This is a genomic window from Paenibacillus sp. LjRoot153 (assembly GCF_964253085.1).
GTDB lineage: Bacteria > Bacillota > Bacilli > Paenibacillales > NBRC-103111 > Paenibacillus_E.
The window spans coordinates 3,130,536-3,147,108 of the sequence record NZ_CAXUQH020000001.1 but is presented as its reverse complement, the minus strand read 5'-3'; the positions used below and the strand labels follow the sequence as shown (position 1 = coordinate 3,147,108).

The following is a 16,573-nucleotide window of genomic DNA, read 5'->3' as shown; positions in this document are numbered from 1 at the left end:
TATTCAATGACTTACCTGTAAGGGCAAAACAAAGAGGCTAAGCGCAACATGCGACTTAGCTTCTTTGAGGGACAGCTGCTTCAACACTTTTAACCCCCGTAAAAATTCGCCCGAGGGCCCTTCACATCTAGCTTTATTCGAAACAATCCACCAGCATGGGGTTGATTCTCTCGTTCAGACTCGCTGACACCTACACTAGCCGTGGTGATATACAATTCATCCATGTGCTCCCCGCCAAATGCACAAGAGCTTGTTCTCTCCACAGGGACAGCAATCGAGCCTATTTTCTCACCAGTGATGGGGTTATAACGTCCTACCTGCCAGCCTCCCCATTGCGCAATCCATAACATGCCATCGTTATCCACAGCCATCCCATCTGGAAAACCTTCACCCTCCGGTATGATGACCACGGTGCGTGGATGCGAGATCCTCCCCGATTCACCATCATAGTCATAAGCTACGACTTTCTTCGTCGGCGAATCGATGTAATACATGATGGTGTTATCGGGGCTCCAGCCTAGCCCATTAGATACTGTAATGCAACCATTCTCGAAGGTACGAACTGTACTGTCGATATCCAGACAATAAAGTGAACCAGTTGTAACCGACTCATTTTGTGCCATCGTGCCTGCCCAGAATCTTCCAGCTCGATCACATTTTCCATCATTAAACCGATTGTTTGGCAAATGACTCTCTGGATCCACAAGGGGTGTTAACGTCTCGGTTTCCAAATCTAGCAGATGAAAGCCTCGCTCCAAGGCAAGAACCACGCCACCCTGCTGTCTTGGCACGGCGGCTCCGACCTTTTGATCCAATGGTATTGTTCGGTTGCTTCCGTCAGCGGGTTTATACAGATGTATCGCTTGTCCATTAATATCAACCCATATTAATTGCTCTCTCGTGTGGTCCCAGACAGGACCTTCGCCAAGATTAGCTTTTACATCCCCTATGCGTTCAATTTCATGTGCCATTTCCAGGCCTCCTTGGAGATTTATTCGTAATCGTCGTCATGCATTTTGGACGCTGAAACGGGTCAAAAGTTGTGCCCCGCTGTTCTAACTTCCGTCTAGCAGTTCCCTACTAGCGTGGTCATGAATATGATTGAAGTACCACATGTCTTGGGAAAGGGGAGCCTTTATGATTATCCATAAAGCTGTGCGCGTTTCAAAGCCGAGAATATCGTCGACTAAGCCACGCCTGATTGCATCTATTCCCGTCAGCAGTCCGGCTGTATACTTCGCCATCAATCCCTTAACGAATCGGTTATATTTTATTCAAGGTGACAACCGCCTTGGTGTTCTGGATACCAAAACCAACAAAATCATAACCACAATTACCATTGGAAAAATGCCTTACTACATGGCTATCAATACGCGTACGAATCGTATTTATGTATCCAACTTTTATGATGGTACCGTTTCTGTTGTCAACGGCCTTACAAACCGTGTTATTTCTACAATCAAGGTTGGTGAACGCAGCGATCATATCGCGGTCAACACACATACGAATCTGGTATACGTTTCAACCATCTCCTTACGTTCGCGGAACGCCAATCTCGTCGTTCTGAACGGAGCTACAAATAAAGTACAAAGCAAAATTCGATTCACAGGACGCCCAGCTCAAATCTTAGTCAATGCTTTGACAAATCGCATCTACGTAACGAATACAACCACGAATACATTAGCCGTAATCCGAGGAGATAACCATAAGATTATAACTACCCTGAAGGTCGGAATAAACCCTGTCATTACACCAGTTCTTGATAGGAAAACAAACCAACTATATATCGCTAATAATCTAAGTAGATACAGCTCCGTCGTGAACTTGCGTACCTTAAATGTCCGAAAAGTTCAGCTTGGAAGACGACAAAGAGAAATTACATTGAACCCCCTTACGTATCGGATTTATATTTCTAGTGCACAAATTTCCGTGAAAGGCCGGCTTTTTGTTCTGAATAGCAGAACGAACAAGGTCATCGGTTCATTAACCGTACCTGCTTTTACGGATGTGCTGATTAATCCGAAAACGAACCACTTATTCGTTTCGGAATCAACAGAAACAGGAGCAGTTCCACTAATCGTCTATCATGGCAGCAGCCTAAAGCCTATCACGAAGCTCAAAGTTGCCGCTGGGTCTGGATCTTTGCTTCTTAACCCGCGCACGAATCGCATTTATGTAGGCGGAGAAAAGACAATCTCGGTTATTCAGGACTAGGAGGAAGCATAGTAACATCTGCAATATACCATATGGGGAACTAATAGTTTCTTGTGAGAGGGTTTAAGTCCAAAAAAGACGGGTCATACTTAATAGTATCTACTATGTAAGGAGTGGGCCGTATTTTAATAAATATCCTGATAGGTTTTGTTGTTCCCTGGTTATTCGGGATTGCCTTGTTTAAAAAAGCTCCAACCCTTGCCATTCTCATTTTTCCTGTCACTGCCTTTATCTCATTGCTTATTAATGTATTTGGATATCATATGAAATTTTGGCATTTTACACCACTAATTGAAGGTGTTGAAACGATTTCTTCACTCCCTTTTGACATAGGATTCTATCCCTTGACAGGCTGTATAGCTATCTACTGGATTGATATAAAGAAGAAGCATCCTCTGATTGTCCTGATTTTACTTTCGATCCTACTGACAGGTCTTGAATATATCGCCTATCTCGTTGGCAAAGTTGTATACAGCCATGGTTGGACGATCGGATGGACTTTCGTCTCTTATTTTGTCGCTTTTGCTGCTGTTTATGGATTCTATGCGCTAGCGAGAAAGCACAGGGTAAACTTTACTAGTTCAAAGTAGATAGGACGCTGTAATGAAAAAAAATGGTATCCGACACTACTAGACGAGCCCGAAGTATCCTTGCCAGCATATATGACGAACGTGAAAGGAATTCTAATCTAACAAGGAAGAAGCAGCAGACTGGAGATGAACTCCTGATCTACTGCTTTTTTATTTATGCTGAATCGTGGAACCAAGCAAGGATATTGACAAGCCTTCGGAAGATCAAAAATAAAGTGAACATGCAAAGGCTGTAAGCGTGTTTTTGCCAAAAAAGGAGCTAAGCGCAACCACCCGCTTAGCTCCTTTTCCCCTATTTTTAAAATATTCGCTGCTTCCAACCCAGCAGCTTAGCAAGCGCTTCGACATAATAGTAATCACCATAAATGAGCGAAACGTTCACGTTCTGTCCCGCAGGCTTATTTCCAGTACCCTCGAGTAGAATGGCTTGGTGTTCTGGTTTATCCCACGTACCATAATTCACAGTAAGTGACAGCAGCATTCGTTCCGCAGCACGGAGATACATGGCACCTTCGTTGGCTGGTAGGAAGGCCGCTAGTTCAATCAACCCAGAAGCTGCGCAGGAAGCGGCCGATGTATCTCTTGGCTCGTTATCCAGCGACGCATCCGCACGGAAATCCCAGTGTGCCACGTGATCTTCAGGCAGACACGCAAGGAAGTAGTTCGCCACGCGTTGTGCCGCTTTTAAGTACTGGGTGTCTCCAGTGAATCGATACACATTGGCCAAGCCGTGCAGGGCCCAAGCTGCGCCTCGGCTCCAAGCCGATTGCGGGCCGGCACCTTGGCCGCCAAACGACTCAATCAGCTCGCCTGTCTTCGGATCGAAGCTCAAGATATGGTTCACGGAGCCATCTTCACGGATGAACTTTTGAACAACGGTATCGGCTTGTGCTCTTCCGATATGTTCAAAACGCGGATCCCCTGTCATCTCGGCTGCCCAGAATAAAATGGACAGATTCATCGTGGAATCGACGATCGACCAACCTAACTTATCTTGGTTCCACGCGCGTAGGAAGTTACCTGCAATGTTGAAACGACCTGCCAGGAAATTGGCTGCTTGCAGTCCCCGACGCAATCCATCTTTATCACCCGTTAACTTATGTTTAATGACCGCTGTCGGCAAATATTGGAAACCGACGTCATGATGGAAATTATTATCTTGAATACTTTTTTGCTCGAACTTGCCGTCCCACTCCCAAGCTGCTTCCTTGTAGTGTTCTTTGCCTGTCATCTCATGCATAATCCAAAGAATCCCTGGCCAGAAGCCTGCAGTCCACCAATCGATCCGCATATCATCATAGATACCGTCATCATTAGCAACGTGGGGGGATTTGTCTCCGATTTGCTCCATCATGCGATCCACCTTCACTTGCAGCTCTTTCCATACTTCCGGCAAAATGTCCCCAAGCTTCTGTGCGTTCTGCCAGTTTACTGCATCCTTAAGTTCACTCATCTTATAATCCTCCTCGAAGTGGGTTTACTTCACAACTTTTATGACTGCTGTTACCGTAGACAGACCTTCACATGCTACGCTGACAACGGATGTGTATGTCCGCTGAACAGCACTATTCCCCTGTGTTAAGGACACAAGTGATGATGCCGGTCCACCTGCACTGACGAAATCCGTAACCGTCATGCCAGCAGGCAGTCCACCAGTAGGATCTACGTAAATTCCCGCACGACCACTGGCAAGCTGAACCTGCCTCGAACCACGAATTGTGCCGAGATTATCGAGCAGCTTCCCATCCCCTGCTAACCCAAAGCGAACAAATCTAGCTGCATCGGGACAAAAGATACCTTTCGCATCATACGCTCCAACTTCTACGTAAACTCGTCCATCCTCTAAAGTTTCCGTCGTTACTTGAATCTCTGCAGGTTCACCCCACGCGTCCGACTGATACGTAAATTGCAGCTCGTCGCTTACAACCTCGCCATTGCAGGTGGCTACCGCTCGCAGATGATAATCACCCGCGGTCAGCTCCGTTTCCCAACGTAGACCCGCGCAAGGGAAATCTTGTGAATCGCGCTGCTTTACGCCCAAACTCTTTCCATTAACAAAAAGCTCAACTTGTTCAGCGTTTGAGTACACTTTAATCAGCTTCCGCTCTCCTTCAGCTCCCCAGCGAATCGGCATCGTATGACCATAAATACGAACCATCGGCTTGTCTGACCAATAAGATTGGAACACATAAAAGGCTTCTTTCGGTGTCAGATCACGCTCGACAATCCCCTTCATGTTCAGATAGGGAATCGGGGAATCTGGCCTCACCGGTGTTGCAAAATCCTTGAAAGACCACTGCGCAGCACCCGTCAGCCAATCCATCTTCTCCTGCGATTTCAAGTACCAATCAATCATTTCACAAAAGTACGTTTCCGACCAATCGCCATCACGTGATACGCGCGGTTCACCACCCGTCAATAAATAATCCCCATCACGCTCGTCAGTAACGCCGTCATCAGTATTCTTCACAAATGCAAAGCCCGTGAACGGCTGCTCCACATGCCGAGTTGGCAAATTGTCTGCTCCCCACTCCATATGGAAGAACGAGTCCACATTCTCAAACGCCGTCTGGCAACTTGACTCATAGTCGGTATACACGCCACGATACCAGCCTGCCCAAATGGAAGGTGAATACACATCGATAATATCCTTGCAAAATTCACATCGGCGAATCGCTGTTAATCGGCTTGGGTCCAGCTCATGCGACAGATCATGCAACGCTTTCATGAAAGTTCGAATTTCTTGCTGATCAAAATGATCGAAATCGCATTCCCAATCGTTCTCATTACCCAATCCCCATAAAATCACGGAAGGATGATTATAATGCTGTCCAATCATCGCCGTAAGCATATCGATGCATTGTTGACGATACTCCGACCCACCAAGTCCACCGCGACACCAAGGAATTTCCTCCCAAACGAGAATGCCCAACTCATCACATAGATCCAACACAATACGAGACTGTTGGTAATGCCCAAGGCGGATGAAATTCGCGCCCATCTCCTTGATGAGCTGCATTTCTTCACGCAGCATTTCCTCTGTCATCGCCGCCCCGACTGCTGCATGATCCTCATGTCGATGCGTGCCGCGAAGCAAGAGTCGTTCGCCATTCAGCTTAAACGGACCTTGTTTCACAAACTCAAACGTTCGGAAGCCGAACCGCTCTTGGTTTGTCGTTTCGCCATCCGCACATTCGAGGGCAACGGAGCAGTTGAACAAATAAGGGTCTGTAACTGACCATAGATGTGGATTCTCAACCTCGAAGGCCGCAATCTCCTTCTCATCCTGCCATGCTGGTAAGGAAATCTCCTTTTGGCCAACAACTGTGCCATCTTGCTGCTTCAGCACAATCGTAAGTTTGATATTCTCCGCGAGCTGATCGGGATTATACAACTTAGCTCGTACCTTTACTTTCCCGCTTCCAGCTGTTTGTGCATAAACTTCGTCCACTTGCGTTTCCACATGCACCTGTGCCAATGAAATCTGTGGTACATAGACGAGGTTCAGATAACGATACACACCGCCATAGAGATTGAAATCACTAGCATCCGAAGGAATCGTCTCCAGTTCTCGGCTGTTATCACATGCAATAGCTACAGGCACACGACCCACATATCGCTCGATCTCCTTGGCCCGCTCCATTGCTTCCGTAATATCTACCGTGAACTCATCGTATCCGCCTAGGTGGGAATCCACCTTTTCGGTATAGACGTACACCTCTGTGCGCTGACCCGCACCTTCAAAATGCAGAAGTGTTCTCCCCTTGGGATAAGGGTTATTTACCTCTAGCTTATTCCGATACCAGCCTTGTCCTTGATAATATTTATGATCGGGATCCATCACATCAGTCCCGTTATACGTATGCGGAAGCGTAACCGATTCCCATGGCACATTATAATGATTTTGCAGCTTATCTGAACGCCATACCTCCCAAACACCGCCTAAGGAACCGCGATAGTGCTCCCATTGCTCATTTAAACGTTGTTTCAACATCGTACATGTCTCCTCCTAGTTGCGCATTCACTTGTCTACATCGTATCAAAAAAAAGGTCGAAAAAGTTTAGGCCTCTTATGATAAAATGTTGTTAGAATACGATGAGGAGACCTCCTATGAAGCTGATGAATTACATGAACTTAAACGTGCACCCGGTGCAATTATCATTTTTCAAAGATCGAACACTTGCCTTCGAAGAAGTATTTCATGCTCATCAGGGTATGGAGCTTCTCGTCGTACATGAAGGCACTGGGATCGTCGTAATAGAACAACAAATTGTCGAGCTGTCGCCAGGCTCCATTTTCATCTTTAGACCGTTCCAGCTGCATCGCATCCGGATACACAATCTGCCTCAAGACAGTTACATCCGCTCGCTATTCGTTCTTGAACCCGCTGTCCTAGAGTCAGCACTCTCAGCCTTTCCAAGTCTATGCGAGTTCCTCATGAAGTTATGGAAGGATCCGCTTATGCCGCAGGCATTTCGGAGTGAAAGCCTTCCGGAGCTTGAAGTCTTACTGCGCAGCTATATGCCTAGACTGGATGCTGCAAAGGAACGAGGACCCGAGCGACTGCTCGAAGAGCAGTTGCTTTTCCTCACAGCTTTCTTGCACCAGCTCCGCTCGGATGCCGAGAAGACCAGCGATTCACGATCGGACTCAGTGCCTCATCTTTCAGGTAGAAGCTCATCCACAGCCGAGCGAATGCTCGCTTGGATTGAAGCACATTACATGGAGCCCTTCAAGCTCGATGAGCTCGCAGCTGCGGTTCACCTAACGCCCAACCATGTATCTGCTACCTTTCATCAATCCATAGGCAGCACCATAACAGAGTACTTGACCGCACGTCGGATCCGACAAGCGTGTTGGCTTCTGCGTACGACAGATATGTCCGTACAAGATATTGGTGAGGCTGTTGGATTGGGTAACTTCTCCTACTTCTGCCAACTCTTTAAGAAACATGTGGGGTTCACGCCCTATAAATTCAAAGGAATGAGTGCCTATACCATTTTCATAGAGTGATACGCACGGGTTCAGATTCTTTAATTATATCCAGACTTTACCATGAGATCCGACTCTTGGCATGTGATAATGACAACATGAGAATCTAAACCTAGATGGAGGGTATAACGTGCCGAATTGGATTATTCGAAAATTACAGCAACCGGACGATTTTAAAGCGGTTGCACCGCTTCTAAATCTGATCTGGTCGGAACCAACAACAGCAGATCAGCTAAACGAAGACGAGGACAAAATTCCTCCTGGCAAGCTTCACTACAATGAAGAAGGACAGTTAATGGGATGGGATCGTCCCAAATGGGTTGTAGAAGACGAGCACGGACAAATTGTCGGATACGCAATCGCATGGCGCGCTCCATGGACGGAGCCTGGCGCACTGATCTATAACCTCGTGGTTGACCCGAAAATTCGTGGTAACGGTGTTGGGAATGCCTTGTATGAGACGCTACGACAATGGGCTGTTCAGGTCAAAGCCTCGCGACTCATTGGCTATATGAAGGAGAGTGACGAGCGGTCCTTAGCTTTTGCTGAACGTCGCAATCACGTGAAAGAGCGCCATTCCTTTGAATCCGTCCTAGACTTGGCAGCTTTTGATGACGGTACACTCGGGGAATCCATCAAAGATGCCGAACGATCAGGCATCCAGTTCATTACTTTGGCGGATGAACCTGGGGAAGTCAGTGAGAGGAAGCTGCATGAGCTATATAAGATCACACATCCGGATATTCCGGGCTACTCTGGCGACTTTCCTTGGTTCGAAGAATGGAAAAAGTGGAGTATCGCGCAAAATGGCGTACGCCCCGAATGGATCCATATCGCCAAAGATGGCGAACGCTATATTGGTGTCGTAACGCTTCAGCAGAACGAGCAAACACGTGCCATGTATCATGAATATACCGGTGTACTTCCGGAATATCGAGGTCGGCGGATTGCACTCGCCTTAAAAATGCTCGGTGTGCAAACCGCTCGTGCCTATGGAGTGCCTTATTTGAAAACACACAATGATTCCATGAACGCTCCTATGCTGCGCATTAACCGCGATTTGATCGGCTTCCGCGCAGAGCCTGGAAGTTATAAAATGGTATGCGAGCTACGCTGATGAGCAATATGTATACAGAAAACCGCCTTGCGAGAATTCGCAGGGCGGTTTATATTATTCAGGCTCCACTCGATCTGGGAGTTGGGACACATAACTATCCGATAATTGCAGTAACTTTAACGCATGATTAAATTCATCTACGGTTGCCGACTGATGTTCAGTAGCATTACCGGCAAGTGTATAATAGCTGCCATCCTCGAACCCTTTACCCGACATGAAAAGCTCTTCACTATTTACAAATGAGCCTGTTGGCAAGTAGTAACGTTGTGGCAATAAGTTATAAGCCGTTTGGTTAAGTAAATCCTGACCAAAGTGAATATAGTCGGTCAACGGCACACCTAAGAGGTTCGCAACCGTAGGTAGAATGTCAACTTGACCACCAAGCTGACTTTGCACTTGCGGTGTGGTCACGCCTTCCGATGCAATAATAAGAGGAATATTGATGAGTTCTTTTTCGCTATATTCATGACCTAGTATTTCCGTCATCAATTGTTTGTCATCCGCTTTTAATGAAAATAAGGGAAGTCCGCGGTGATCCCCATAGAGAACAACGACACTATTCTCCCAAATTCCCCGCTTCTTCAAATCCTCGATAAACAATCCAAGTGCATAGTCCGCATAATTCTCTGCGCGAATGTAGTCTCCTACAAATGTGCCTTCGTACCGCTCAGGCAATGTCATTTTATATTTTCCTTCGGGAATCGTGAACGGGTTATGAGAGCTCATAGAAATCACGTGTGCGTAAAAAGGTGTTCCTTGATTTTGATAATTTTCTAATTCTTCAGCTGTTTTTCGGTATAACACTTCATCGGACGAGCCATAGAAGAAGGCATCCTCATCTTTGAAAAACTGTTTATCATAATACCGATCGTAGCCAATTGCTTGGTATAAATCATCACGGTTCCAGAACCCAACTTCATTCGTATGGAAATTCATCGTCGTGTAGCCTTGTTTCTGGAGAAGCTTCGGAAGGCTGGGTAAATCTTTCTTCCCATAGACTTGTGTAGCCGCGCCATCCGGCGGTACGTAATATGACGTATTCACGATAAACTCGGCATCCGACGTATTCCCTTGACCAATTTGCTGATAAAATTTCGGGAAATAATAGCTGGAAGCAGCCAACCGATTCAGGTTGGGGGTAATTTCGATCCCATCAATTTTCAAACCGATGAGGAAGTTCTGGAAGGACTCCATTTGAATGATAATCAAATTTTTGCCACTCGCTACGCCATGTAAGATTGGTTCTTCAAGCTCAACTTTATTCTTCAGAGCATCAATGGACGACTGTGTAATTTGATCCGGGCTAATGATTTCTTCTTTCTTTTGCGAAAGCAGATTATACATTTCATAATTTAATATGCCCATTTTAGACGCCTTCACATTTTCATTGAAAGAACTGCGGTTAGGAATCACACTCAGTGCGCAAAGTAATAAAGAGAAGCAAGCAACACTAGCCACGATTTTCAAGCTCAGGGGCTTCCATTCTCTTGTTTTCGGTTTGAAAAATGCAAAGAAAGCAACAATCACAATATCCAAGAAGAACAACAGATACTGGGGCTCAATCACAGAGAAAATACTCTTCTGGACTGCACCGACTTGCTTGGCTTGGGTTAAAACGTGATACGTAGCGATAACGCCAAAATGCTTATAATAAATAACAAGTGCAAAAAACAAAATGGTCATAATCAGGTCAACCGCGAGATACCAAGCGAGTTTATGCTTTTTCACAACATATTCAACCACGCAATACGTAATTAATATCGCAGGTATTTCTGTCAAAAGAATCCTTGCCGATGGACCTGTTTCAAATAGAATCATCCATGCTACATAAATTTTAATCACAATGAATAATGGAAATAAAAATAATCTATGCCTGAGCCGTTCCAACATAAGGATAGCTCCTTTCATTTACACACATTTGTCACAAAATGGACTGAAACGAATGCCGAATCACATCTCCCCTGCTAATGATGCCTACCAATACGCCTCTTCTTAGAACGGGTAGTTTTTTTATTCGTCTTTTCCCCAAAATAGCTGCGATTTGCTCAATATCCTCTTCTGCATCTACAGCAATCACCTTCTTCTGTGCTATTTTCATCACATTCAAAGGAAGCAAGTTGCGCACGCGATCTTGAAATTCATCATTATCGCCTTTGATCACAGCCGTGTAGAGATACGAACCAAATATATAATCATCATGCTTGCCGATATATCGCATAATATCCCCATCACTAATGTAGGCCACAACTTCATTCCGATAATTAACAACAGGAAGTCCGCTTATTCGGTGCATGAGGAACTTCTCAATAACCGCGCGAACCGTATCATCTTCTTTCACTTTAAAAACCTGACTGACCATAATTTCTTTAGCCTTCAAATTGTGCCCTCTCCCGTCTACTGTTGCCTTCTATTCAAACAAGAAGTATGATGACACTATATACTTGCATTATACAACTATGTCGGATGAAGTCAATCATTTAGAGAAAGTCGATCACCCCTACTTTGGAAGATATTCAAATAAAGCGGTGTATGTTACGATACAACCATAAAAGATTGCAAACACCTAACAAAGAGGTCTACTATAATGACAAAAAATCCCGTTGAAACCATTGAAGTTGAATTAGGCATCTTTATTCGCCGCTTTATCGCTGCAACTACAAATAAAAAAGTCGGCAATTTGGATCGTGCTGCTTATCTATTGCTGCATCAGATTTCGACACATGGATCCGCCGGCGTGAAAGCTTTAGCGGAGGAATTCCATCTCGATATGTCAACAATTAGCAGACAAACAGCTGCTCTGGAACAAAAAGGCTACCTCTATCGAATCCCAGATCCACAAGATGGCCGCGCCTACTCCATGCAGCTCACGGATAGCGGAACAGCGGAATTGGCTTTGAACAAGCAAGCTCGCTTGGAATATTTAACGAAGCATCTTCAAGATTGGACTATAGAAGATCAACAAAGGTTCGGTGAGTTGCTGAATAAGTTCAACTGTACGTTTTAAAATCCTCCCCTATCCTAGGGATACTATCCTTTTACGAGAAATAAACAGGTTGGTCTCCATCAGTCAGCATCGTGACAACAAAAAAACTTCCAGTCAACTAAACTGGAAGTTTTTTTGTTTTTATCATCTAGTTACCAAAACATCATCGAAGTAAGCTTTCGTATTCGCATACGTGCGTGCCCCGATCTTCCCGCTGGTTAAGGAAGTATCCACAACACTAAATTGTAGGGCACCATCTTTGTAAACCGAGATCGTGCTGCCATTCAAAACGATCTTGTACGAGTAGAACGTGTCGGCAGCAATACTTGGACTCGTGTAGGCTAATGTCGTTTTGACGCCAACGACCGATTTGACCAGTTCCATTTTCCTACTACTGGAATGATCATTATTTTTCAAGTAGAGCATGTAGTAGTTATTGGCATCGGTATAGCGAACTAATAAACCCGCGTCTTTGTTCCCATTCGTGTTGTTCGTTACGTTGACTTTCGCTTCTAATGTGTAATCAGTCCAAGTAGACTCACCAGCAATAGAGTAGCTATTGGAATTTCCCGCTTGCCCGCTGTATTGCGAGGATTGCACTGACCAGGTTCCGCTTGTCGGTGTCCAACCTGTCGCAAGACCATTGTTGAAATCGCTGAGAAGCAACTGTTGCGTTACGATTGGGCCCGACTGTACGGCGCTGCTTACCGCATTGGAAGTCGTATCCGTCGTATGGAAATAGTAGGAATGGTTACCGATTGGCAGCTTCGTCGTATATTTGTAAGCTTTGCCATCGCTGTACGTTACATCAGCCGGATCAACAGCTTCCATTTGGCGAACAATGCCATCCAAAATGAGCTCCATAGAGAATGGCTTCTCATTTTGCGCATCCGTGTACGTTGTGTTGAATGTGAAGTTTGTTGCTGCATCGCCAGAAGCATGATCTACGCTGATCGCACTTAGCGTCGGAGCCGTTCCACTAGCTACGTTCGTAGCTTTGATCTCATCCATAAACATTTCACCATAACCAACACTCGTTTGGTTCAACCAGATGGATAACGTCGCTTTCTTTTTGTTCACAGCTGGCGTTAACGTATCTAGATTATAGGCTAAGTCCGTCCATGTGGTCGGAACTGTAATCCAGCCGCCAGTCAGGTTATAGGTGCGCGTACCATCATTTAATTCGATTTTCATCTTGAGATTGGCATAGCTCGGGTTCTTTACCTTGAAATTCAAATAACGATAACCAGACAAATCAACGAAGTCGTGCCACGGTTGGAATTTCGCATTTGAATTAACAGCGGTCGGCGTTTGCGAGAATTTACCAACTGTAAAACCATCCAACGTTGTCTTCACGAATGCCGCTGTTCCTCCATTTTGTGTATACCAGTTTACCCATTCGCCGCTGCCTCCCACGGATCCCCAAATGCCGCCACCACCAAAATCATCATAGAGCAGTGGTGTTGAAGGATCTGGCAGAGGCGCTGCCACCGTGTAATGCGTTGAGCTGTAGCTTTGTCTACCTGCTGCATCTGTCCCTCGGATGTCCACTCGCTTATTCGCATAGGCAACTGACGCACTTTCGTCAATCGTCGCTGCATACACTGCACCCGAAACGGACATCGGTAAGAATGTACCCGAAGTGCCTGTGGATGAATATTCAAGATTACTCAATCCTGTTGCAGGACCGCTAAATACGGTTACGTTACCTCGCACATAATCGCCGATGGTCGGTGATGTAATTGGGAGTGTCGTCGGTGTCACACCGCCTGTTGAGCTTGCCGTCGAATGCGCACTCAATCCCATTATCGTATACAAAAGGCCTGCTTGAATACTGATGCTGAACTCGTTGTAACGCCATTGATTTGTATCATCCAGATACAGAGAACGGTCTTCATACCAAGGACTTACACTTGTTTTATCCTTCGTGTCCTTCATATTCGGTCCGCTGACCATCGCGCCAGGGAACACGACGCCAGAACCGAGTTTGGAGTTAGCACCCTCATCGAAACGGGTATGCGGGTAAGTGACGAAGTCTGAACCAATACCCGAAACCCAGCTCATATTCCAAGGATTTTCCCCGAAAATCCAGTACATTCCCTTCTCGACCGCGCGCAGCGCAGCAGGATCCTGGAATAGCTCATAGTAACGCATCATGTCGCCAAGATAAGAAGCATGCGGCTCATTCACTCCGAAATTCTTAAATTGGTTCAGTACGCTATACGGAGTGTCGTCCGTTGAGGATAGAAAGTAATCAACCTGCTGTTTCAATAGCTGCTGAATATGAGTTTTCGTTGTGGCATCTGCGACAGGATAGAATTCTGCCAGAGACATCGGTCTCATATCCCAATAATTCGTTGAAGCCAAATCGGTAAAGACAAGTGTATTGATATTAGCAGTTGCTGCATTTTTGTAGGCTACGTTGTTCGTCAACAGATACAGCTCTACATCCGCTAGAAGCTTGGAATTCGGAATGCCGCCACGAGTTGAGTAAGAACCTACAGGCCCGTTCGGATTCGCAACAACATAATTGTAAAAAGTAACGGCAGCCGCTTCACAATTGTTCGCGAAGGTTGTGAGAGCCGTGACCTTCGCTGGCGCGATGTCACCTTTGGCGATCGCTGTGCGGATAGCCCTTGCTGTAGCAGCAAGCGTTCCCGCTGCTTTAGCGGATCCTCCTACACCTAAGCCGGAGAGCTTGCGATCATCCGCTGTGCCGTTAATGTTATCCGTCGATTTACTCGGATGAACAAAGCTTGCATTGTTCTTGAGATCATACATTTCACCGCCGAGTTGATTCGCGAATTTGACCAAATACTCACTGCCAAATACGGCTTCATCAACAAGATCAGGAATACCATTGCTGTCATTATCAAACTTGGAGCTGGCTGCGTCGGCATGTCGGATATAGGCTAAAGCAATTTCGCTGCCCACCCATTGGTTTCCGCCATATTTACCGTAATCTCCAGCATCATACCAACTGCCTGTCAAGTCGTAGTGCGTCAAGCCATCTGCCGATTGGGCATCGTCCAAGTGACCAGCTGCATGATAAATATTAGCGGATGGTGCTACCGTGCTATATCCAGCAGGATAGGCATCGGAGGTTGCCACACTCGCGCGTAAGATCCGATAGAAAGCGGTCATTTCATCCTTGTAATTCGACCAAATATTCGGTTGAATCGCGAAAGGGAAGGAGGAAATGCTATTGCTGACAACGGTATAATTCGTACCGCTAGCCGTGATGGATGAGAAATCGATCGAATATACGTGTTTATTCCAAAAGAAACCATCGTACGTCATATTTCCAGTTGCAACGACTGTTGCACCATTCTTTACGACATAAGACGTATCCGTTAGAGCAAGCTGCGCTGTCACCTTGGCGTTTTTAAAAGCACCAGCGTTGTACCCCGCTTGGCTGACTGTAACATCGATGACTTGAGCGCTGTTTGTAACGACAGGCTCATTCTGGATCGTAGTTGAAACTTGATTCGACGTCAAATCTGTCGTTCGGAAATAATACGTATGGGAGCCCACGGGCAGCTTCGTGATGTAGTAATAATTTTTGCCATTCGAGTAGGTAGTATCTCCGTTATCCTCTTCCCTCATATCGTAGAGGGTATCGTCGACGACAAGCTGCATAGCAAATGGCTTCTCATTGTCTACATCCGTATACGTCGCTTTGAAAGTAAAGGACGTGTTCTGATTATAGCCACTCGCCGAGTTAGCCGTCATGCTGCCTGTTAATGTGGGTGCGGTGCCACTGTTGTCCGTAGATGCGAAAATATCATCAATCAGCGTCTCACCGTACGTACCTCCAGATTGACGGAGCCAAATTTCAAGCCTAGCTGTTTTCTTGTTCAGAGCTGGTGTCAAGGCGTTCAAATCAAATTGACTCGTCGTCCACGTTGTTGGAATGGCAACCCATCCAGCTGTTAAATTATAGTTGGTTGTTCCATCTCCAACCACAACTCGTATTAATGAATTCGCATACCCAGGATTTTTCATGGTGACGTTCAAATAGCGATAGCCCGTCAAATCAACCGTCTCATTCATCGGCTGAAATTTGGCCCAGGACGAGCTTGACGTTGGCGTTTGGGTGAATAGCCCGACTTGGCGCGAATCGACGGTTGTCTTCGAATATGTGCCCGTTCCGCCCGCTTGGTTGAACCAGTTCATCCAATTCTGCTTGTAGATGCCCCCACCATTAAAATCGTCGTAGAGCAGCGGATTCCCTGGGCCTGGCAGCGGTGTGACAGCAGCCGAGGTTGTGCTTGGTGAAATCAAGAGGGTGTTTAACGCGAGGATCAAACCTAAACACATGCACCAAAATCTCCTTGACCTTCCTTTCATACGAGTGGTGCTTGACATTAACCATTCCTCCTATGCATGAATATTTTGGTAATCGCTTACATTTCTATTATACGGAATCTTTGATGATCGAACGATGATGTAATCTCGACTTCTTGTGATCAATTCTGGGTGTTGGGCAGATGCGGCTACTTCGCCTACTTCTGGGGTTCCTGCGCCACTCCCGTTCAGGGCCGCAATACAGTTTAACTGGAATTAGTACAGGTAATATCGAGCAATCTCATCGAAAATCAGATGTAAATGTATAATATGTAGCTATTTCACCCCCTTAAGCTCATTTCAGCGAGATTTACAAATTTTAACTGTAC

The 16,573-nt window shown here is 45.8% G+C and carries 11 protein-coding genes; 5 read left to right on the top strand and 6 right to left on the bottom strand.

Annotated elements, in window-relative coordinates; all coding sequences use genetic code 11:
* Positions 1-89 precede the first annotated feature (89 nt).
* Positions 90-971 (bottom strand): SMP-30/gluconolactonase/LRE family protein, encoded by an 882-nt coding sequence (locus ACSQ8P_RS13160; RefSeq protein WP_436235599.1) that lies wholly within the window; start codon positions 969-971, stop codon positions 90-92.
* Between the two features lie 166 nt (positions 972-1,137).
* Between ACSQ8P_RS13160 and ACSQ8P_RS13155 the strand changes: the two genes are divergently transcribed.
* Both ACSQ8P_RS13155 and ACSQ8P_RS13150 read left to right on the top strand, forming a co-directional pair.
* Positions 1,138-2,214: a YncE family protein gene (locus ACSQ8P_RS13155; protein WP_436235598.1), complete on the top strand. Its 1,077-nt coding sequence runs from the start codon at positions 1,138-1,140 to the stop codon at positions 2,212-2,214.
* Positions 2,215-2,327: 113 nt separating this feature from the next.
* Positions 2,328-2,804 (top strand): CBO0543 family protein, encoded by a 477-nt coding sequence (locus ACSQ8P_RS13150; protein ID WP_436235597.1) that lies wholly within the window; start codon positions 2,328-2,330, stop codon positions 2,802-2,804.
* Between the two features lie 298 nt (positions 2,805-3,102).
* On the opposite strand, the gene ACSQ8P_RS13145 is transcribed toward ACSQ8P_RS13150, so the two are convergent.
* On the bottom strand, positions 3,103-4,257 hold the full coding sequence (locus ACSQ8P_RS13145; RefSeq protein ID WP_436235596.1) for a glycoside hydrolase family 88 protein: 1,155 nt from the start codon (positions 4,255-4,257) through the stop codon (positions 3,103-3,105).
* A 24-nt stretch (positions 4,258-4,281) separates the two neighbouring features.
* Complete coding sequence (locus ACSQ8P_RS13140; RefSeq protein ID WP_436235595.1) at positions 4,282-6,798, bottom strand: glycoside hydrolase family 2 TIM barrel-domain containing protein; 2,517 nt, start codon at positions 6,796-6,798, stop codon at positions 4,282-4,284.
* Between the two features lie 117 nt (positions 6,799-6,915).
* Between ACSQ8P_RS13140 and ACSQ8P_RS13135 the strand changes: the two genes are divergently transcribed.
* Both ACSQ8P_RS13135 and ACSQ8P_RS13130 read left to right on the top strand, forming a co-directional pair.
* Positions 6,916-7,818 carry a helix-turn-helix domain-containing protein gene (locus ACSQ8P_RS13135; protein WP_436235594.1) on the top strand — a complete coding sequence of 301 codons (903 nt, stop codon included), beginning with the start codon at positions 6,916-6,918 and terminating at the stop codon, positions 7,816-7,818.
* 109 nt (positions 7,819-7,927) lie between these two features.
* Positions 7,928-8,914, top strand: a complete 987-nt coding sequence (locus ACSQ8P_RS13130; protein WP_436235593.1) for a GNAT family N-acetyltransferase — start codon at positions 7,928-7,930, stop codon at positions 8,912-8,914.
* Positions 8,915-8,968: 54 nt separating this feature from the next.
* Here ACSQ8P_RS13130 and ACSQ8P_RS13125 read toward each other — a convergent pair whose 3' ends face one another.
* Together ACSQ8P_RS13125 and ACSQ8P_RS13120 are read right to left on the bottom strand one after the other, a co-directional pair.
* Entirely contained in the window at positions 8,969-10,804 is a 1,836-nt protein-coding gene (locus ACSQ8P_RS13125; protein WP_436235592.1) for an LTA synthase family protein, read from the bottom strand.
* A gap of 31 nt (positions 10,805-10,835) precedes the next feature.
* On the bottom strand, positions 10,836-11,291 hold the full coding sequence (locus tag ACSQ8P_RS13120; protein WP_436235591.1) for a CBS domain-containing protein: 456 nt from the start codon (positions 11,289-11,291) through the stop codon (positions 10,836-10,838).
* 207 nt (positions 11,292-11,498) lie between these two features.
* Here ACSQ8P_RS13120 and ACSQ8P_RS13115 point away from each other — a divergent pair, with 207 nt between their 5' ends.
* Positions 11,499-11,918, top strand: a complete 420-nt coding sequence (locus ACSQ8P_RS13115) for a MarR family winged helix-turn-helix transcriptional regulator (protein WP_436235590.1) — start codon at positions 11,499-11,501, stop codon at positions 11,916-11,918.
* A 123-nt stretch (positions 11,919-12,041) separates the two neighbouring features.
* On the opposite strand, the gene ACSQ8P_RS13110 is transcribed toward ACSQ8P_RS13115, so the two are convergent.
* Complete coding sequence (locus ACSQ8P_RS13110; protein WP_436235589.1) at positions 12,042-16,217, bottom strand: glycoside hydrolase family 9 protein; 4,176 nt, start codon at positions 16,215-16,217, stop codon at positions 12,042-12,044.
* Positions 16,218-16,573: the final 356 nt, after the last annotated feature.